At 48.8% G+C, this 19331-nt stretch carries 18 protein-coding genes and 1 riboswitch; of the genes, 10 read left to right on the top strand and 8 right to left on the bottom strand.

Annotated elements, in window-relative coordinates:
• Window positions 1–94: 94 nt before the first annotated feature.
• Entirely contained in the window at window positions 95–1087 is a 993-nt protein-coding gene (locus BBD42_RS24750; RefSeq protein ID WP_099520316.1) for a Gfo/Idh/MocA family protein, read from the bottom strand.
• A gap of 181 nt (window positions 1088–1268) precedes the next feature.
• Here BBD42_RS24750 and BBD42_RS24745 point away from each other — a divergent pair, with 181 nt between their 5' ends.
• From BBD42_RS24745 to BBD42_RS24730, 4 genes are all read left to right on the top strand, one after another.
• Window positions 1269–1655 carry a DoxX family protein gene (locus BBD42_RS24745; protein WP_099520315.1) on the top strand — a complete coding sequence of 129 codons (387 nt, stop codon included), beginning with the start codon at window positions 1269–1271 and terminating at the stop codon, window positions 1653–1655.
• A 174-nt stretch (window positions 1656–1829) separates the two neighbouring features.
• On the top strand, window positions 1830–2354 hold the full coding sequence (pssA, locus tag BBD42_RS24740) for a CDP-diacylglycerol--serine O-phosphatidyltransferase (protein ID WP_056040466.1): 525 nt from the start codon (window positions 1830–1832) through the stop codon (window positions 2352–2354).
• A gap of 7 nt (window positions 2355–2361) precedes the next feature.
• Window positions 2362–2853: a DedA family protein gene (locus BBD42_RS24735; RefSeq protein ID WP_056040469.1), complete on the top strand. Its 492-nt coding sequence runs from the start codon at window positions 2362–2364 to the stop codon at window positions 2851–2853.
• 181 nt (window positions 2854–3034) lie between these two features.
• Window positions 3035–3799: a MerR family transcriptional regulator gene (locus tag BBD42_RS24730; protein WP_099520314.1), complete on the top strand. Its 765-nt coding sequence runs from the start codon at window positions 3035–3037 to the stop codon at window positions 3797–3799.
• Window positions 3800–3908: 109 nt separating this feature from the next.
• Here BBD42_RS24730 and thrS read toward each other — a convergent pair whose 3' ends face one another.
• The 4 genes from thrS to BBD42_RS24710 all read right to left on the bottom strand — a co-directional run bounded on the left by thrS (window position 3909) and on the right by BBD42_RS24710 (window position 8156).
• Window positions 3909–5867 carry a threonine--tRNA ligase gene (thrS, locus tag BBD42_RS24725; RefSeq protein ID WP_099520313.1) on the bottom strand — a complete coding sequence of 653 codons (1959 nt, stop codon included), beginning with the start codon at window positions 5865–5867 and terminating at the stop codon, window positions 3909–3911.
• 200 nt (window positions 5868–6067) lie between these two features.
• Window positions 6068–6277, bottom strand: a complete 210-nt coding sequence (locus tag BBD42_RS24720; protein WP_099520312.1) for a hypothetical protein — start codon at window positions 6275–6277, stop codon at window positions 6068–6070.
• A gap of 63 nt (window positions 6278–6340) precedes the next feature.
• Window positions 6341–7549 carry an MFS transporter gene (locus BBD42_RS24715; protein WP_099520311.1) on the bottom strand — a complete coding sequence of 403 codons (1209 nt, stop codon included), beginning with the start codon at window positions 7547–7549 and terminating at the stop codon, window positions 6341–6343.
• A 259-nt stretch (window positions 7550–7808) separates the two neighbouring features.
• Window positions 7809–8156, bottom strand: coding sequence for a hypothetical protein (locus BBD42_RS24710; RefSeq protein WP_099520310.1), 348 nt, complete (start codon window positions 8154–8156; stop codon window positions 7809–7811).
• A gap of 197 nt (window positions 8157–8353) precedes the next feature.
• Between BBD42_RS24710 and BBD42_RS24705 the strand changes: the two genes are divergently transcribed.
• The 5 genes from BBD42_RS24705 (at window position 8354) to BBD42_RS24685 (ending at window position 14691) form a co-directional block, all read left to right on the top strand.
• Complete coding sequence (locus tag BBD42_RS24705; protein ID WP_099520309.1) at window positions 8354–10606, top strand: heavy metal translocating P-type ATPase; 2253 nt, start codon at window positions 8354–8356, stop codon at window positions 10604–10606.
• A 313-nt stretch (window positions 10607–10919) separates the two neighbouring features.
• Window positions 10920–11023, top strand: a riboswitch (guanidine-I (ykkC/yxkD leader).
• 114 nt (window positions 11024–11137) lie between these two features.
• Complete coding sequence (locus BBD42_RS24700; RefSeq protein WP_099520308.1) at window positions 11138–12178, top strand: ABC transporter substrate-binding protein; 1041 nt, start codon at window positions 11138–11140, stop codon at window positions 12176–12178.
• A 91-nt stretch (window positions 12179–12269) separates the two neighbouring features.
• Window positions 12270–13070, top strand: a complete 801-nt coding sequence (locus BBD42_RS24695) for an ABC transporter permease (protein ID WP_099520307.1) — start codon at window positions 12270–12272, stop codon at window positions 13068–13070.
• Between the two features lies 1 nt (window position 13071).
• Entirely contained in the window at window positions 13072–13884 is an 813-nt protein-coding gene (locus BBD42_RS24690) for an ABC transporter ATP-binding protein (RefSeq protein WP_099520306.1), read from the top strand.
• Between the two features lie 24 nt (window positions 13885–13908).
• Window positions 13909–14691: an N-acyl homoserine lactonase family protein gene (locus tag BBD42_RS24685; protein ID WP_099520305.1), complete on the top strand. Its 783-nt coding sequence runs from the start codon at window positions 13909–13911 to the stop codon at window positions 14689–14691.
• 20 nt (window positions 14692–14711) lie between these two features.
• On the opposite strand, the gene BBD42_RS24680 is transcribed toward BBD42_RS24685, so the two are convergent.
• On the bottom strand, window positions 14712–16070 hold the full coding sequence (locus tag BBD42_RS24680; RefSeq protein ID WP_099520304.1) for an aminotransferase-like domain-containing protein: 1359 nt from the start codon (window positions 16068–16070) through the stop codon (window positions 14712–14714).
• Between the two features lie 201 nt (window positions 16071–16271).
• On the opposite strand from BBD42_RS24680, the gene BBD42_RS24675 reads away from it, so the two are divergent.
• Window positions 16272–17228: a DMT family transporter gene (locus BBD42_RS24675; RefSeq protein WP_099520303.1), complete on the top strand. Its 957-nt coding sequence runs from the start codon at window positions 16272–16274 to the stop codon at window positions 17226–17228.
• Window positions 17229–17372: 144 nt separating this feature from the next.
• Here BBD42_RS24675 and BBD42_RS24670 read toward each other — a convergent pair whose 3' ends face one another.
• Together BBD42_RS24670 and BBD42_RS24665 are read right to left on the bottom strand one after the other, a co-directional pair.
• Entirely contained in the window at window positions 17373–17831 is a 459-nt protein-coding gene (locus tag BBD42_RS24670; protein WP_099520302.1) for a GNAT family N-acetyltransferase, read from the bottom strand.
• Window positions 17832–17937: 106 nt separating this feature from the next.
• A complete protein-coding gene (locus BBD42_RS24665) occupies window positions 17938–19071 on the bottom strand; it encodes a rhamnogalacturonan acetylesterase (protein ID WP_099521788.1) in 1134 nt (377 codons plus the stop codon).
• Between the last annotated feature and the right edge of the window lie 260 nt (window positions 19072–19331).

Genomic DNA, 19331 nt, shown 5'->3' with positions numbered 1-19331 from the left:
CGCGAATCATCGCGGCGATCAAAGCTTTCTCAAACTTTTAACGGAGCTGGGAGCGTTCATGCTAGTTATCCTCGCAGATTTACAGCGGTGCATACTAGTTCAGCGCTTCCAAAATGCGGTCGCATAAATCCATCGTGCCAATGTTGTCCCGCCCACTCGAATTCGGCGTCAAATTTTGCTTGCAGCAGGCGATGAAATGGGCCATTTCACCGACAAAGCCGCGTATATATAGGTCGCCAAAGCAGCCGGACATCGTGGAAATCGACGGCGTCAACACCGCTGTTTCCTCGGAGAGCATCTGGTACGAAGAGGAGCCAGGCAAAGGCGGCTTGTGAATCGACAGCCGTTTGGAATTTTCGGCTACGACATGGCCGTTGTCGAAGGTAACCAGCACGCTTTCGCTTTCACTCGACCAAGCGGTCATGCCTGCAAAATAGACGCTGCCGGAAATGCCGTTGTCGAATTTCAAAGAAAACGTCTGGGATATATTTTCGTCCAAATTGTTGTTAAACCCTGCAACTTGCGCCACTTCGCCAAACAAGCCGCGCATGAGATCAACGAGATGGATGGCAGCCAGCTTCAGGAATTGTTCCTCGTTTTTGCTAAAGCCTGTACTATCGCAGGCAAAACGAATTTGGAACGAGCGCGCTGCTCCAAGCTCGCCAGACTCAATCAGCTCTCGGAGCTTCAGATAGATCGGGGCATAACGCTTCATAAAGCCGACCATCAGCACGACGCCAGCTTCTTCTGCGGCGTCCGCAATAGCTGCCGCTTCTTCGGCAGTCCATCCGAGCGGCTTGTCGACGAATACATGTTTACCCGCTCTAATGCAGTCCATAACGATTTCCGTTTGATCGCCAGGCTGGGCTACAACAACAACGCCGCTGCACTCTTCATTTTGCAGCATTTGCTTGTAATCGTCATACGGTGTGCCGCTGCTGCCAAAGCGTGTAAGCGCAGCTTGCGAACGCTCCAGACTGCGGGTGGATACTGCTGCAATTTCAGCTCCTGCTTCTACTGCCGATGGAAAAATATTCGTCGAGGCATGAAAGCCTGCACCGATAAAACAAAGTTTTGCTTGGCTCATCATTTATCACTCCTGTTCATCATATCGACAACGACATTAGCACATTTCCATACTCTGATACAAGCAAGCGGCAAAAATAAATTATTTTCTGCACGATATTGACTTGAAAATGAGATTTCAGTATGATTGCTCCTTAGAATGAGCGTAATGTTGCATGCAAACGAGGAAGGATGATTTATAAATGTTAGATTTAGGGTTATTATTAATTCGTTTAGTTATTGGGCTCCTTATGATTGGGCATGGCTGCAAGAAGCTGTTCGGCTGGTTTGGCGGCGAAGGGATTCAAGGAGCGGCTGGTTTTTTTGAAGCAATTGGCCTCCGTCCTGGCAGAGCGATGGTCATATGCGCTGGACTTTCCGAGTTGGTTGGGGGAGTTTTATTTGCTTCCGGTCTATCGGTTGTGGCGGGTGCTGTGCTGCTGATATTGACGATGATTGTTGCCATCATCAAAGTTCATGGCAGCAAAGGACTTTGGTCGGTTAACGGCGGGTTTGAGTACAATATAGTGATAATTGCATCGCTGCTTGGGGTTGCCCTTGCTGGCGGAGGCGCCTATTCGTTTATGTAAAGCTGAAAATCGACATTAAAATTTAACATTGTCGCTTAATAAAGTGAATTAATAGGGATTTTGTCGTTAAAGATATAAAAGAAGGACAAGTGGACACATAAAAGTCACAGCCGCCTGTTACATTATTAACCTGCAAGTAAAAAAAGGATTTCATTCATCAAGGGGCTGATTGACATGAATAAAAACTGGCTGCCCTCCCTCTGTACCTTATTGAATTTGGGAGCCGGGACATTGTCTTTACTTTTTACGATAAAAGCCGAGTATAAGCTTGCTTTCGCCATGGTTATGACAGCAGCTTTATGGGATGTACTCGATGGACTGCTTGCCAGATGGCTTCATTGTGCAAGCGACTTCGGCAAACAGCTGGATTCGCTGGCTGATCTGGTCTCCTTTGGAATCGCGCCTGTATTTCTGGTCCTGCTGTACAAGCTCGACGGTTCATTGTGGCTAGGGCCAATTGCCGCTGTATTATTTCTAGCTTGCGGCGCGCTGCGCCTGGCAAGATTCAATATAAAAGGCCAAGTGAAAGGTTTTGTTGGCTTGCCGATTACGGCCGCCGGGGTCATTTTGGCGCTTGCTCCTTTTTTAAACAGTCAAATGAAGCCCGCCGCTGCTCTCGCCTTAATGGGTCTGCTTTCTGTCTTAATGGTCAGCCGAATTCCATTTCCCGCCTTCAAAAAAGACTACGCAAGGAAGTGAGCCGGTTATGACTTTTGCCATAGAAATGATTTCTCAGTACGGATATTACGCCGTCTTCGGGCTGCTTGCACTCGGCATTATCGGGCTTCCGGTTCCAGATGAATTATTAATGTTATTTATCGGATATTTATGTTCGATTATGGTGTTAAATTATTCCATTTCTTTGCTAGTTAGTTTCACGGGAGCTATAACGGGCATGCTTTTAAGCTACACGCTGGGCAAAACATTTGGACAGCCTTTAATCGACAAGCACGGCAAATGGGTCGGCCTAACAACCAAACGTTTTGAAAAGGTAAAGGGCTGGTTTGCCCGCTTTGGCATATGGACGCTGTTTTTTGGCTATTTCATTCCGGGTGTCAGGAGCATGACCAGCTACATTTCCGGCATTACATCAATGCCGTTCCGCAAGTATTTGCTCATTACGAGTCTCGGCTCACTTACATGGGTGCTTATTTTTGTTACGATCGGCTATTTTCTAGGCGCCAGCATTAAATTTTGAATCAAAACATAAAGGTAAAATCAAAACGATTAGGCCCCATTAGAAGAACGCTCTCTTCTGACGGGGCTTTTGGTTGTATTTCAGGCCAAGTAAATCTTCCCACGACCTCTTCATCCGAAAAAAAACGGTTGACCTTCACGCGCCGTCAACGTGTACGATAAATTTGTCAGGAGGTGAGCATATGGAATACACCATTCAGAAGCTGGGCTATTTGGCTGGCATTAGTACAAGAACGCTGCGTTATTATGATGAAATCGGCCTATTAAAGCCGGCGCGCATCAACTCATCAGGGTATCGGATTTATGGGCAGACCGAGGTTGATCTGCTCCAGCAAATTTTATTTTACAAGGAGCTTGGCGTCAGCTTGGAGGAAATTAAAGCGATTATGACGTCGCCTCATTTCGACGTCCACACGGCCTTGCAGGAGCATCGGCACAAGCTGCTTGAGCGCAGGCAGCAGCTCGATCAGCTTATTGCCAACCTCGACCAAACATTATTGCAGAAGGAAGGGAAACAAACGATGAACGATAAAGAAAAGTTTGCAGGCTTCAAGCAGCAGCTGCTGGATGACAATGAGGCCAAGTATGGCGAAGAAATCAGGGCCAAATATGGGGAATCAGCCGTCAATCGCTCAAACGATGCTATTAAAAATATAACAGAAGCGCAGCACGCTGAAGTGGAAAAGCTCGGCGAGGATGTGCTGACGGCGCTGGCGGCAGCCTTTGCGACAGGTGATCCTGCGGGCGAGCTCGCACAGAAAGCAGCTGACTTGCACAAGCAATGGCTGAGCTTTTACTGGGGCAGCTATTCGAAGGAAGCGCATGCCGGCGTTGCCCAAATGTACGTTGACGATGAGCGCTTCACTGCCTATTATGATGAGAAGCAGCCCGGTTCTGCAGCATTTTTACGCGATGCGGTGCTTGTTTACACAGGGCACACCTCTTAATCCAATGAAAAAAAGGACGGCACACCAGGCTTTATAGCCTGGATGCCGTCCTTTTGCTCTTTCCTGCTTTTTAGCTTATCGCCAGTAGAAAGCCAGGCAGCACATTCCGCTATACGCTCTCATTAGCGTTCAGCTCTTTAGCTGCAACCTGCCGGGAAAGCTGCTCCATTAGCTGCGCAATGGACATCCCTTGCTGCTCATTCACGCCGCGTCTGCGAACCGAAACCGTCCCTTCGCTCGCCTCCTGATCCCCGATTACGAGTGTATAAGGAATCTTCGCCAGCTGCGCTTCCCGAATTTTGTAGCCAAGCTTTTCGCTGCGAGCATCGACTTGCACACGAAGGCCTGCTTTCAGAAGCTGCTGCTTGACTTGCAGGGCATAATCCAAATGCACGCTTGAAACAGGAAGCAGCTTCACCTGTACGGGTGCGAGCCACAGCGGGAATGCTCCGCTGAAATGCTCTGTCAATATGCCCATAAACCGATCAATAGAGCCATATACGGCACGATGGATGACGACAGGACGGTGCTTTCCGCCATCCTCGCCGATATAAGTCAAATCAAACTTTTCAGGCATTTGAAAATCAAGCTGGATTGTTCCGCATTGCCAGCTGCGGCCAAGCGCATCGCGAATATGGAAGTCGATTTTCGGCCCATAAAAGGCGCCGTCTCCTGCATTGAGCATATAAGGGACATTTTGCTGGACCAGCACATTTTTGAGCGCATCCTCCGCTTGATCCCATAATTGTGCCGAGCCCATGGAATCGGCCGGCCTAGTCGACAGCTCCACCCGATAAGTAAAGCCAAAGATCGAATAAATATCGTCAATGAGCGCCATTACCTTAGCGATTTCCTCCTCGATCTGATCGGGCCGGACGAATAAATGCGCATCATCCTGACAAAACGTCCGCACCCGCATCATGCCATTGAGCGCTCCTGAAAACTCATGGCGATGCACCTGTCCATACTCGGCAAGGCGGATCGGCAAATCTCGGTAAGAACGGAGCTCATTTTTGAATATAAGCATATGGCCCGGACAATTCATCGGTTTGAGGGCAAAAACCGCGTCATCAACATGTGTGAAATACATATTGTCTTTGTAATGCTCCCAATGACCGGACTGCTCCCATAGCCGATTGTTCAGCATTAGCGGCGTGCGAACCTCATCATAGGCCCGTTCGCGATGAATGCCGCGCTCCAGCTCCTCCAGCTCATTGCGTATAATCATGCCATTCGGCAAATAAAACGGCATGCCAGGCGCTTCCTCCGAAAACATGAATAGCCCTAGCTCCTTGCCCAGCTTGCGGTGATCGCGTTTTTTCGCTTCTTCGAGCATATGGAGATGCTCCTCCAGCTGCTTGTTTTTCGGAAATGCTGTGCCATAAATGCGCTGCAGCACTTGGTTATTGGAATCACCGCGCCAGTAGGCTCCCGCTGTGTGCAGCAGCTTGAACGCCTTAATCCAGCCTGTTGATGGCAAATGCGGCCCGCGGCATAAATCGATAAATTCACCCTGTTCATAAAGTGAAATGACGGCTTTTTCCGGCAAAGCTTGAATCAGCTCGACCTTAAGCGGCTCCTCTAGCTGCTCAAATAGCTGCAGCGCTTCCTCCCGGCTGACAACACGGCGAATTATCGGCAGATTTTGCTCCGCAATTCGGGCCATCTCCTGCTCAATGACGGCGAGCTGCTCATTCGGCAGCGGGCTTGCAATGGCAATATCATAATAAAAACCGTCGCTAATGACAGGCCCAATTCCGAGCTGAACCTCTTGCTTGCCGTACAGCCGCTTCAACGCCTGCGCCAAAAGATGCGCTGTGCTGTGCCGGTAAATTTCCAGCCCTTCCGGACTGTCCAAAATAATGATTTCCACGTCGCTGTCTTCCTCTATGGAATAGCTTAAATCAACGGCTTCTCCATTGACTTTGCCGGCAACGGCCTTTTTTCGCAGCCCTGGGCTGATCGATTCAGCGAGCTGTTCCATTGTTGTTCCAGCTGGGCACCTTCTGATTGCGCCATCCGGCAGCTTGATTTGTATGTGATTTTGATTTTCGCTTTGATTTTTCATCGCTTGAGCCTCCACTTCTGCTTATTTAAAATATAAGAATTTATAAGTTTCCCCTTATAAATATGCTTATATTTCTCGGACTGAAACGCGCTGCGCCGCCAAAGGATGGCGATAGCTGTTTCACCTTGGGAACGCAAAAAAACGCCTCTATCCCGGAAAGGGACGAGTGCGTTCGGCTCGTGGTTCCACCCTTATTCGACCTAATCGCCAGCTTGCCACAGCCCTTGCTGCAGCGCCCCGGATAAAAGGCCCTTATTGGTATCCGTTATCGCGGATAAGGCGGTGAAGCTTACTGTCGCACAAGGGAGCGGGTTCAGCAGCACGGCTGCAAAGGGGTAAAACCATATCCGGTATCCGAAGAAGCTTGCAGCAATCGCTTCTCTCTCTGGGCGGCCCGAAATTGGAATCATGTCTTTGGTCAATGCCAGTTATGAAGATGTAGGTATTATATTACGGCTGCCGGTTTAAAAAAGTCAAGCAGAAAAATGTTTTTCGGACGTTGGCTGGCCTGCACTCGCTTTATTTTTCACGGAAAGCAGTGTAATTCCCATAATGAGCACAATCGCGGCTACCGCGACAAAAGGCAGATGTTTATCCACCTGATATAAGGTCGTGCTTAGTATCGGCGCAATTACAGCGGATACGCCTTGAACCGATGCAACCATCCCTGCGACGCCGCCTTGCTGCTCTGGTGAAACGCTAAGCGAAGCGCCCGCCATAAAGCCCGGCATCATCAAGCCCGCACCAATTCCGAATATAAAGAAAGCCGTATAAAAACCAATTAAACTCATGGCAAAAAGAAAAATAGCCATGCTGACGAGCAAAAGCAAAGCGCCAGCAAGAATGAGCGGCTTTGGCTGCCATTTTGTATTTTTCATCTGCAGCCCTTGGGTAATAATCATCGCGACTCCGCTAAATATGAGGCCAAGCGATACCACGCGTGCGGTTTCCTGTGTCGTCAAAGCGAGCTGATCCTGAAAATAAAAGCCGCCAATGACTTGCAAGGTGACGATGCTCAGCATCGTGGCAAGTCCAGCAAACAAATACAGACGAAGCCCTTTGGCGAACGGATTAACTTTGGGCAGCTTCTCTCGAATGACCGGTTTATGAGCGGGAATTAACAAGAGGACGACGACAAAGGCAATAAGCGGCAGCACAGCACCGATATATAACGGCCATAGCAGCCCAATCAGGACAAAAACACCCGCAATTGCCGGTCCTAGCACCAGTCCCAGCCCATTGGCTGCCCCGATTAAGGCCATGCCGGCCGAACGTCCCTTTTCATCGGTCACATCCGCCATATAAGCTTGTGCCGACGAAGGTACGGCTGGAATGAATAGCCCGACCATCGCACGCGCTGCGATCAGCAGCACAACCAGCAGCGTTCCATTTATCATTTTTGATAGCCCAGCATACATGATGACCGTGAACAAAATGTAGCTGACAAACATGCCTATAAATCCGATTAAAATGACCGGCTTCCGCCCTAACGAATCGCTTCTTCTCCCCCATACCGGAGCCATCACGGCCATGGCAATGGAACCTAAGGAAATAATTAAGCCCGAGTGTGTCTCGCTTAGTCCCAATTCGCGGATAAGCGGCGGCATGACAGGAGCTATAATCATTAATCCAACCATAGCAACAAAAACGCTAAAAAATATACTGAGCCTTATTCGTCCCATTTTCACTACTTCTCCTTTCGCAGCTGTTGTTTTGGCGCTGCTCTGCTTCAAGCGTAATCCATTGCGAAAATAGCGGCTACCTTAAAACGGATTCTAAATACCGCTAAACGGATTATTATTTAATCGAATAATCCATTTATATAATGATATATATGGAAATTAATTCATGAAGAGAAATAATAAAAGACGATTGCAGCGTTGGCTTTCTGAGCATAAACAATCTCAGTCCAACGGTTGCAATCGCCTTTTTGGGTGGAAATTATAGTTTATCAACCTGCAATAAGGAAATTTTTTTCGTTGTAAAGGTATCCTGAAGGCTGGATTCACTAATGACGTTTAGCTGCAGCAGACTGGATACCTTTGATGGGTCCACTTTGGAAACGAGGCGCCAGGCATCGGGCTCTGGAAGTGCTGCAAGCAGCTTCGCCTCATCGTATTCCCGCCTCTCCTGTGCGACAATTTTTACTTTATAGCGGCCTACAGTCAGCTCCGCTGCTTCCTGCTCCGCACAATAAGCTAAAATTTCCGTTCGCAGGCCAGCCAGCTCCTGCTCCAGTTCCTTTTGCTTCTGCTTGAGCTGGTAATATTTCCTCACCTTCTCGTTCAATTCATCACGCTCCTTCTACTCCCTATTTATATGCATTAGACACGCCGCTCCATGTCTTGCATAATCTGCTTTTAAACAGCTTTGCCTCATGATTCGGGAGCTAATTGGCAAAGATAGGTTTGACAGATGCTGTCATCGAGGCATATTATTTATATATGAGCACTTATTCATACATTGGTAGAAAAGAGGGCTGAATCATGGTTGAGTATCGTGTTAAAGGTCTGACCTGCGGCCATTGCGCCCATACGATGGAGACGGAAATTCAAAAATTGACGTTTGGCGAAGATGCCAAGCTCAGCTATAATTCGGGCAAGCTGCTGGTCAATGAGCAAATTTCGATGCAGAAGGTTGAACAAATTTTGAAGTCGGAAGGCGCTTATTTAGAGAAGCTTTCTGCTCCCGCTGCCGTTAAAGGATCGGGATCGGTCCATAGCGCTGATTCTCATGACCACTCGGCTCATGACCACGCTTGCCATGACGGTCATTGCCATGAGGAAGCTGCTCATTCGCATGGCGACAGCCATGCTCACGACGACCATGGACATGATCATACCCATGGGGGAGGAAACTCCCATATGCTGAAGCTGCTGCTTGCTTCCGGCGTACTCTACGGCGGAGCGCTGCTGCTGGAGCAGGCGCTAAGCGCACCACTGTTAATCGCTTTATACTTGGCAGCCATCGCCATCAGCGGATATACGACCTTTTGGCGCGGACTGCGCAATTTGTTCAAGCTAAAATTCAACATTGATACGCTAATGACCATTGCGCTTGTTGGCGCCATCGCCATCGGCGAATGGAAGGAAGCGACGCTCGTCGCCGTATTGTTCGGCGTCAATGAATGGCTGGAAGGCTACGGCATGGAGAAGGCGCGGCGTTCAATGGAGACGCTGCTGCAAGTAGCGCCTAAGGAAGCGACCAAGCTGATAGATGGCAAGGAATTGGTTATTCCCATTACCTCGCTGAAGGCGCAAGACATCGTCCGCGTCAAACCTGGAGAGAAAATCCCATCGGACGGTGCTGTTACGGAAGGGAAAAGCTCGGTCAACGAAGCTGCCCTAACTGGCGAGTCGCTTCCGGTCGACAAAGCAGCTGGGGATACCGTATTTGGCGGCAGCATCAACAATGAAGGCGTACTGATCATTCGAATTGATAAAGCCTATGAGGATTCCTCGCTAGCGAAGATTTTGCATTTGGTAGAGGAAGCCCAGGAAACAAAGACGCCAACCGAGCTGTTTATTAATAAATTCGCGAAATATTATACACCGCTTATTATGGCGATTGCTTTGCTTGTGGCGCTGTTCCCTCCTCTGCTGCTGCAAGAGGACTGGACAAAATGGCTTTATCAAGGTCTTTCAGTGCTGATTGTTGGCTGCCCATGCGCCCTTATTCTCTCTTCGCCTATCGCCATTGTTTCGGGCATTACGCGCAATGCCCGAAACGGCATTTTAATTAAAGGCGGCGTATATTTGGAGCAGCTTGGTAAAATCGATACGATTGCCTTTGATAAAACAGGCACCTTAACCAAAGGCGAGCCGCATGTCGTACAGGTGGAAGTTTATGAGGATGCACTTTTCTATAAGGTTGCCGGCGCGATGGAGCGCTCCTCCTCCCATCCGCTCGCTAAAGCGGTTATGAAGACTGTGCAAGAAAGCGGAGTCAGCTTGCCAGAGCCAGAGGAAATGATCAATGTAGCCGGCCGTGGAATGGAAGCTGTCATTGATGGAGAGCGCTACTGGCTCGGCAATGAGAAAAGCATCGCGCATTTAAGCTTTTCTGATCAGGTGCGCGACACGGTCGAGCAGATGAAAGCGTCTGGACTCACGCTCGTCATTGTTGCAAATGCCAATCAAGTGCTTGGCATGTTCGGAATCGCTGACGAAATTCGCGAGGAAAGCCATGCGGTCATCGCTGCGCTTCATCAGCAGGGCATTAAACGTACGGTCATGCTCACCGGCGATCACCAAAAAACGGCCGATAAAGTAGCTTCGGCTGTCGGGGTATCTGCTTTCTACGCAGGGTTGCTCCCTGAGGATAAGGTCGCACGGATTAAAGAGCTTGGGGAAAGCGGCAAAGTCGCTATGATCGGTGACGGCATCAATGATGCTCCCGCTCTTGCCTCTGCCCAGCTTGGCATTGCCATGGGCAAGGGCACAGACAGCGCGATTGAAACAGCGGACATTGTGCTCATGCAGGATCATTTGGGCAAGCTGCCCGAGGCGATATCCGTTGCCAAGCAGGTAAACCGGGTGATTCGCTTCAACATTGCGGTTTCACTCGGGCTTAAGGTGCTTGCGCTGCTGCTGACCATACCAGGCTGGCTCACGCTGTGGATCGCAATTTTATCCGATATGGGTGCCACTATTTTCGTCACCTTGGTCAGCTTGACTATTCTCATCCCGCTGCGCAAAGCTCACACGCCAACATTAAGCAGCAGCAAGCCGCTGAAGTAGCGACGAGCTTTCGTCCAATTATCAAGGCATTTTCAAAAGGCAGAGGAACGGGCGTGCGACGCCCTCTCCCCTGCCTTTTCTTTTTATTGCTGTGCCCACTGCACGCCGAGAACGGCATTCTGCAACCTCGCCTCCCCTATTCCATTATGGACATAGAAAAAAAACGAAATTATCCAACGCCAAACATAACTTATATATAACTCATTAAGTTAACTAATTAGATATTTCTCTTAAATTTATTTAATATTTCATAAAACTCTTGTCAAAATCAACTTTTAAATGTTAGTATACATTACATTAACTGAATAACGGTTTTACAGTTTACTAGGGTTCCGCCAATTTGGGTCAGGTCCGAGAGTAAACCGCTGCCGCTACCTTAATGCGTCAGTGACACGGAGGGATAAAAACCCGGGAGATTATTTCATAAATAATCTCCCGGGTTTTTTATTTTTATTAGGGAGGTGCCTGTGCTTCAGTCTTATAGAACGATTGGATAAGCAAGCCGATAACGAACACTTGGAGGAATCACCTATGACAAAAAAGCACATGTTTACAACGCTGTCACTTCTCTTCTCCGTTATGCTCCTCATTGCTGGATGCGGAAGCAATAACACACCTAGCCAAGCCCCCGCTCTTACAGCTTCCCCATCCGGCGCACAAACCGCGGGCAACAACAGCGAGGGCGGCTCCAAAACGATTCGTTTCGGCTATAGTCCCTGGATCGGCTCTGCAGGGGCGATTATCGCCCAAGCCAAAAACCTTTTTGCGGAGAAGGGCGTTAACGTCGAATTTGTAAAAATGGAAGGCAGCACAAAGGATGCCTTTATGTCAGGCAAACTGGATGTAGTCGTGCAGTCGCTCGATGCTGTCGTGCAGATGAAATCGAAGGAAAAGGCTGATGACCCGATCCAAATTATTGCGGTCGTCGACAAATCCAAAGGTGCAGACGGCATTATTGCCAGCCAGTCCGTTACTTCTTTGGCGGACCTTAAAGGTAAAAGCGTAGCCGTATCCATTGGCTCTCTCGCCCACTTTCTGCTGCTTCACGCCTTGGATACGGTTGGATTGCAAGAATCGGATGTCAAAATTGTAAATATGGACAACAACCTTGCCGGCTCGACCTTTATGTCCGGGCAAGTTGATGCAGCGGTAACATGGGAGCCCTACCTATCTCAGGCGGTAGAAAAAAATGGACATTTGCTCTACTCCACAGCTGATGCGCCTGATCTCATTGTCGATACTCTAGTTACCAAGAAAAGCATCATTGACCAGTATCCAAATGAGCTGAGAAAAATGGCGGAAGCCTTTGATGAAGGCCTTGCGTTATTCAACAATGGAGACGAAGGCAAGCAGCTTGTTGGCGATGAGCTAGGCATGGACCTCGAGGCTGTTAAAAGTACAGCAGCAACGCTTGATTTAGCTGCACTTGCGGATTCCCAAAAAATGCTCATGGAGGATCAGGCAGCTTGGGAGAAGCAAATGGCTGAATTCGTACAATTTTTTATCGAACAAAAAATATTGACCGAGTCGCTTGACACAAGCGGTGCCATTAATCCTTTCCTGTTCAAATAAACAGCTAGCTATGTAAAATAAAGATGCGAATGGACAGCAGTCGGACGAATCCGCTTGCCGCCTGTTCGCATAAGCAGGAGGAATAACGTTGATGGACACCTTATCCAATCTTTTTAAAATCCGTGGGGAGATGAGCCGTAAAGCTTATATGGCTACAGTTGTCGGTACCTTCGCCGCCGTGTTTGTGGCGTGGAGTTTATTAAGCTACTCTCAGCTGGTCGATCCGACCTTTCTGCCAACGCCTGGCACAGTCGGCAAAACCTTGTGGAGCAGCATCCAGAGCGCTGATTTCTGGAGCTATGTCGGCATTAGCTCTTACCGGGTGCTGATGGGGTATTTGTTCACCTGTCTTCTTGCTGTTCCGCTCGGCATTTTGGCAGGTACGTTTAAATTTGCTGAAGCTGTGCTTGTACCGCTTACCGAATTCATTCGTTATATGCCCGCCACTGCCTTTATTCCACTCATTATTGTTTGGATTGGGCTTGGGGAGCCCGCAAAAATAATGGTCATTTTCGTAGGATGCTTCTTTCAAATGCTGCTGATGGTTGCCGACAATGCCCGCGCAGTATCCAATGATTTGCTGCAGGCCTCCTATACGCTTGGCGCCAATAAGCTGCAGGTGCTTCGCAAGGTGCTCCTCCCTGCACTGCTGCCGGAGCTTATGAATACGATGCGCCTTATAATGGGATGGGCATGGTCTTACCTCATCGCATCCGAACTATTTGCCGCCAGCTCCGGGCTAGGATTTATGATTATTAGAGCGCAGCGCTATTTGCAGACGGATATGATTTTCATGGGCATACTCGTTATCGGCATGCTCGGACTCATCATTGATCGTTTGTTTGCTTTACTCAACAAGAAGCTATTTCCATGGGCAGAAGGAGGACGCTAAGATGAGTACTTTCCCCTCGCAAACGGAGCCGCATACAGCTAGCGTAAGCCAAGCAGCCAGATCCAGCAAAATTATCATCGACAGCCTGTCCAAAACCTACACAACCAAATCCGGCAGCTTTACTGCGCTGGATCAAGTTTCGGCACATATTTTAGAAAATGAATTCGTGACGCTCGTTGGCCCGTCCGGCTGTGGCAAATCAACGATGCTCCGGGTGCTTGCGGGCCTTGAGGATGCAAGCTCCGGCAGCGCCTCCATAGCGGGCAGGCGAATAACCAGGCCCGGCGCAGACCGCGGCGTTGTTTTCCAATCCTATACGCTGTTTCCTTGGCTCACCGTACGCGACAATATTGAATTTGGCTTGGAGCTGAAAGGAACTCCCAAGCTGCAGCGGCGCGAAGTGTCGGATAAATATTTGGAGCTGGTCGGGTTGGCGAAATTTGCTGATGCTTATCCGAAGCAGCTGTCGGGCGGAATGAAGCAGCGCGTCGCCATCGCCAGGGCATTAGCCAATTCTCCGGAAATGCTGCTGATGGATGAGCCTTTTGCCGCTCTGGACGCCCAGACACGCAGCGATATGCAGGAGCTGCTCATGAACATTCAGAAGCATGAGCACGCCACTATTTTGTTTATTACGCATGATATTGATGAGGCCATCTTTCTATCTGAGCGTCTATATGTGATGAAAAGCCGCCCAGGGCGCATCGTCCGCGAAATTGAAATTCCGGCTGCTATGCGCCAAAATAAAGCGCTCCGCGATTCAGAGCCCTTCATTCAATTAAAACGGGAAATTGTAGATTTGCTTCATGCCTGACTATGAAAAAAAGGAGGATCTTTAATGACATCAATTAAACGCTTCTATGTCCTGCTAGTTGGATATGAAATGGTGCCCAAGTCATTGTCGCTGCGAGGCGGCGATAGCCGCATTATGATTGCAGAGCCGATATGCTGTTATTTGGTTGATACCGATACAGGATGGATTTTAATGGATACAGGCTTAGATGAATCGAGGCTCCGCGATCCCGAGCTCGCGAAGCACTTTTATACGAGCCGCGGCTGGAGCGCCCTTCCTGTCGTCCGTCCCGCCCACTCGCTTCTGGATCAGTTGAACGCCATTGGTGTTCAGCCAGCCGATATTACCCGCGTGTTTCTTTCTCACATGGAAGCCGATCATACTGGTTATTTGAAGCTTTTCCGGCATGCCAAAGTGTACGTTCAACGCGCAGAGTATATTTTTGCTATGGAGACGCCTCCCTTCTTGGGCAATATTACGGAGGATTATGATTTTCCAGATATCGATTGGCAGCTTCTCGATGGTGACGCCGAGCTAGTGCCTGGCCTGCAAATCATTTCAACACCCGGACATACGCCGGGCCATCAATCTGCTGTCGCAACGCTGCCAAGCGGGACAAGGCTCGTGCTCACGTTCGATGCTGGCGATTTCCTCGAAAACTTTGAGCGGGAACAGCTGCCGGGCTCAGCAAGCGGCGGCGACGAGGCGGCGCTCGCCTCCATCCGCAGGCTGAATGAGCTGGCCAAACAGCCAGGGAGCATGCTTTTTCCCTTCCATGATCCCGTCTTTATTCAAGGTGTTAAGCTTGCACCGCTCTATTATGAATAGAGGAATATAGCTCATCTGTGTTAATAAAAATGATTAGCCCGCTTTACTTCCTCCACAATAGCCGTTATGCCCTCATCGATTTGCCCTTCACTGGCCCGGGAGATGCTGATTCGCAAAAACTTCTCCCGCTCCAGATACCCCGGCAAATAAAAGCCTTTCCCATCGACAGCCCGGATTTGCTTTGCTGTTAGCCTTTCCATCAACTGCTCCATATTAACGGTAATAGGCAGTTTATATTGGGTGTAGATGCCTGAGCTCACTCCAGAGGCTTGAATAAGCCCTGCTCCATTATGCCGTGCGAGCGCTTCGTTCAGCACCAGCATTCGCGAGGTGTACAGGCTGCTTATGGCGCGCTTATGGCGTTCATACATCCCATTTTTAATATAAATGTCCAATGCCGCTTGGGAAAGAAATGACGTATCTCCGTATTTTTTATGGCGGTAAAACGTTTCAATGAGCTGTTCCGGCAATACAGCAGCGCCAAGGCGCAAGCCGGGAAAAATGATTTTCGAGAAGCTTTTTAAATAAATGACATGCTCCGTCAAATCATAGCTATAAATCGGATCAAACCCCCGTTCCACCCCCAGATCGGCCATATAGTCATCCTCGACAATGTACACATCGTATTTTTTCGCCAAGGCAGCAATTGCTTTCCGTTCCTCGGTTGTGTAGGACGTGCCCAGCGGATTGTGATAACGCGACATCGTGTAAAAAAATTTAATATCCTCGTCGCGAAATAGACGCTCCAGCTCCTGCAAGCTGATCCCCGCCGTGGTGCGGGCAATGGCCGCTGTCGGCAGCTGCTCGATTTCCAGAAACCTCAAATAAAGATTGTACGTCGGCTGTTCGACGAGAATGGTTTGCTTGCCGTTTGGGAAGGGCATTTTCGCCAATATTTCCAGCGCCTGCTGAGCGCCTGATGTCACGAAAATCCGCTCGGTTTTCGCAAACACCTGATCATTAGCCAAATGGCGAACGAGTGTTTCGCGAAGCTCGGCCATTCCTTGAGGATCGCCATACGTAAATAAATGATATTTGTACGTATCAATAGCTTTATTCAAGCAATGCTGAAAATCCAAATACGGAAACACAAACAAATCCGGCGATGCCGATGAAAAATCAATGCCCTCTCTTTGAATGCCGTCCTCATTTTGCCCGCTTCCGCCGCCATCCTTGTCCACCACATAATAGCCGCTCTGCGGGATAGAATAAATCGCATGGCGCTTCTCCAGCTCTGCATATGCACGGGTAATCGTATTCGTGCTGCATCCGTACTGCTCCGCAGCTTTGCGAACAGACAGCAACTTGCTGCCTGGACGGTAATGCCCGTCGCGAATTTTCCCTTCCATGTCGGACAAAATCGCAAAATACTTTTTCATGCTGCCCCTCCCTGTTCCTGTTCCTATTCCTGCTCTAGCTGTCTTCCTTCTCCCATCATTATACCGCATATCGCCCAACTGTATTGATACAGTTCGCGAAATCGGCTATCGTGCGGCACTGCCGAATGGTTTATCTTTAAATTAACAGATGAGCCGTTCGCGAACACGACCTCGCTTAACCTTAGGAAGGAAGTCATACCTATGAAAGATAAAAGTATTAAGCTCGCCTATATATTCGCTGTATTAAATGCCGTCATTATCGGTTTCTCCTTTTTATTCGCCAAGCTGTCGCTCGGAAGCGCCCAGCCACTGGACACGCTCACGTTCCGGTTTGCATTTTCATTTCTCATCATGACAATCCCTGTAGCACTGGGCATGATTAAGCTGAATTATCGCGGGAAACCGCTATTTAAAGCGCTGCTGCTCGCAGCGATGTATCCGCTCGGCTTTTTCACCCTTCAGGCTTTTGGCCTGCTGCATGCAAGCTCCGCTGAAGGCGGCATTTTATATGCCTTTACGCCTGTTGTGACGATGATCATCGCCTCCATCTTTCTGAAAGAAAGGACATCCTTGCTGCAAAAGCTATCGATTTTCCTCTCGGTATTTGGCGTTGTGTTCATTTTCATGATGAAGGGCAGCAGCATCGACTTATCCAATATGCTTGGCATTTCCCTGCTGTTTCTGACCTGCTTCGCTTTTGCCGGCTATAGCGTGCTGGCACGCTCGCTTTCCAAGCATTTTAGCCCAGCTGAACTTACGTATTTGATGCTTGGGATTGGTTTTGGCGTGTTTCTCTCTATATCATTGGTGCAGCACACGACTGCGGGGACGCTGGGCAGCTTCCTTACGCCGCTGCGCAGCGGATCATTCCTGCTATCCATTTTCTATTTGGGCGTTATTTCCTCGCTCATCACTTCTCTGACGTCCAATTACATTTTGGGACGGATCGAAGCTTCGAAAATGAGCGTGTTTACCAATTTATCGACGATCGTTTCTATGGCGGGCGGTGCCCTTTTCCTTGGGGAAGAGCTGACGATGTATCATGTCATCGGTTCGCTGTTCATTATTGCAGGGGTTGTCGGCACTAATCTGCTGGGCAGCAAGCGTAAACGGCCGTCGCCGTCCTCTGGCGGCAAAGCTACCGTTTCGAGAGGGTAAAATAAGAAGATCATAAGTGTAAAACTGATACCTTCTTATATTAAAAAATCCGCCAGAGCGGCTGTGCTAGCGCCTCAACTAAATAAGGCACAACAAGCCGCTTGGTGAATTTGCACATATGATTTACGGCATTAACTAATTAGTTTATAACGTTAAATAATAATGCTTATACTCTGCATCTTGTGAATAACCATTGCGTTCATACAGCCGCTGAGCCTGAACATTCATAATTGAGGTAGAGAGCTCAATGCCTTTCGCTTGCAGCAGGCTGGCGTAGCTTCTTGCCTGATCCAGCAGCAATTGGGCTACGCCTTGCTTTCTGTGGGATTCCAAAACGTATAGATCGTTTAAAATATAGGAACGCTTCATTGAAATTGAGGAGAATGCAGGATACAGCTGGGTAAAGCCGGCTGCCTCCCCACTCCCGGAGTGCTTAGCCAAAAAGATGACCGAATCCCGCTGTTCAAAGCGATCGAATAAAAAGCGTCGCGCTCCCTGCACATCCGGGGCTTGTCCATAAAACATACGGTATAAGTCAAATAGCGTAGCCGCTTCATCCAACTGCTCTATCCCCGCTTGCTCAACAACATAAGTGTTTTCCATTTTTCAGCCTCCTGTCTGAGTAGTATATCAAATCTCTATGCAGGATAAAAATAAACAAAAAATAGCCGGCATGCCGCGAATTTCTCGCTGCACACCGGCTATTTCCTTAAAATCCGCTCAAGCCTTGGCTGCTTAGATTGTTTTTCACAAGCTGGGCGAGCTTCTGGGCACCTGCGTAGTTTGGATGCAGCGTATCGCCTGTCATGTACAGGTTCAACGTAGCTGCAGGGCCAATGGAGGTGAAATAGGCCGAGCTCAGCACATTGAGATCAACAAGCGTCACATTTTCCTCGGCAGCCAGCGCCATTGTCGCGGCTCTGTACCATCTTCCCGTTGAGCTGTGAACATTGCTCGCATTAAAATCAGTAGCGCGGCCTTGCGGCGTGGAAAGGACAACGGTCGCTCCCTTCGCCTTGACCTGAGTAACCATATCGCGCATAATTTCCTTGAACTGCGCTTCGGTCGTTTCATTTTTGGCAGTTGTATCGTTGATGCCGAACTGGAGAATGAAATAATCGCCCGGTTTAATATATTTTAATATCGCTTCCAGCTGTCCATCATCCCGGAACCCTCTTGCGAATTGTCCGCCTGTCGCCATATTCCGCACCTTGAACGTGCTGCCGTTTACATATTGCTCCAGCATTTGCCCCCAGCCGCCCTGTTCGCTGCTGGCCAGTGGATAGTAATTCGCAACCGTGGAGTCGCCGCCAATATAAATCGTCCGGTTCGTTACCGGATTGTTCGAGATTTTCGTAATTTCCAGCGAGCTAAGCGTAAAAACAGTGCCCACCTTGCCTTCCGTTACCAAAATATTAAGCTGCCCATCGGTAATTGGAATTTGAAAAGAGTCCGTCGCATTATTGCCTGTCATATTCATAATTTGATAAACGCCTTCTGCGGCCACGCTCGCTCTCGACGTATTGCCGAGCATAACCTTTACTTCGTACAGGCCGTTCGACAAATCTACATTAAATGTATTAGCACTCTTCGTTCCGAATGTCAGGAAGCGTACCGCATCACTGCCTACACCAGTACCGGAAGCGCTTACATTTTGCATGTTGGCTGGTGTGTTGAAGCCATAACCGGTCGAAGCCGAATAGCCGAGCGTAGCGGAGACGCCAATGTAGCCAGAGGCCACGCCGCCATTGCCGAAATCAAATTTATAATTGTCTGCTGCGCTAACCTGCTCCCCCTGCCCCAAGCTTATCCCCCCAAGCAGCAAAGTAAAAGCCAAGCACATTAAAAAAGCTTTTGACCATCGTTTCTTTGTCACTTCAATTCCTCCTTTTTAATAGGTTGTCCTATACAGATGCGACTTAATGGAAGCGCATTCAAAAAGGACCTTAATGGAACTTTACCATAAATACCCTTCATTTTCTACATGGTTACAAAAAATATAATATTTTCTTGTCTTCATATGACAAATAGCCCGTTATTGCGAGTCTGCAAAATAAAATAGAGCATCCGGAAAAGCTTCCGAATGCTCCATCCAACCTAATA

The organism is Paenibacillus sp. BIHB 4019, assembly GCF_002741035.1.
Lineage (GTDB): Bacteria > Bacillota > Bacilli > Paenibacillales > Paenibacillaceae > Pristimantibacillus.
This window is presented reverse-complemented; position numbering and strand designations above follow the sequence as displayed.